This is a genomic window from Catenulispora yoronensis (assembly GCF_039531695.1).
GTDB classification, from domain to species: Bacteria; Actinomycetota; Actinomycetes; order Streptomycetales; family Catenulisporaceae; genus Catenulispora; species Catenulispora yoronensis.
Map to the genome: position 1 here is coordinate 1 of NZ_BAAAQN010000214.1, position 576 is coordinate 576.

Here is a 576-nt window from a genome sequence, read left to right on the forward strand (position 1 = left end):
GTCGTTAATCTTCTTCCCTGGCGCGACCTGCGTCGGCGCCAGCGCCTGCGCTACGTCCTGTTGTTAACCATCGGCATTGTGCTGCTGGGGGGGATGGGCCTGCTGGTGAGCCGAACGGCGCGTCTGCAGCGCGACTTCCTGGCGACGCTTCACACGACGGCCGACGCGCAGCTGCTCGCTTCGCTTAAGCAGCGCGAGCAGGCGATGCGTGAGGCGTGGCAGCAGCATCAACGGCAGCGCCAGCAGTACCAGCGCAGATCGGCGATCGCCGCCTGGCAACCCAGGCTGCAGGTGCTGGCGGCAGATCTGCCCGCGCAGGCGTGGCTGACGCGGCTGGAGTACCAGGGCGTACTCCTCACGCTGGACGGCCTGGCCCTTAACCTGCAGGCGCTAACCAGCGTGGAGGCTGCGCTGACTCGCGTCGCGGGATTCGCGCCGGCAAAAGCCGGCGGGACCCAGCGCGACGCCGAGGGGCGTTGGCAGTTCAGTTTTACCCTGACGGGAGCGCGCGCTGATGCGGATTAACCTTCGGGGCGCCTGGACGGGGCTGCCGATCCTGCTCGCAATGGGGCTGTC

At 68.2% G+C, this 576-nt stretch carries 1 protein-coding gene and 1 pseudogene; both read left to right on the top strand.

Annotated features, from left to right (window positions below):
- Positions 1 to 525: PilN domain-containing protein (locus tag ABD481_RS46895; RefSeq protein ID WP_230811925.1), on the top strand; the 525-nt coding region annotated here is incomplete at its 5' end.
- Positions 515 to 576: pseudogene (locus ABD481_RS46900) on the top strand (HofO family protein); the annotation flags it as partial. The gene ABD481_RS46895 and the pseudogene ABD481_RS46900, both read left to right, overlap by 11 nt.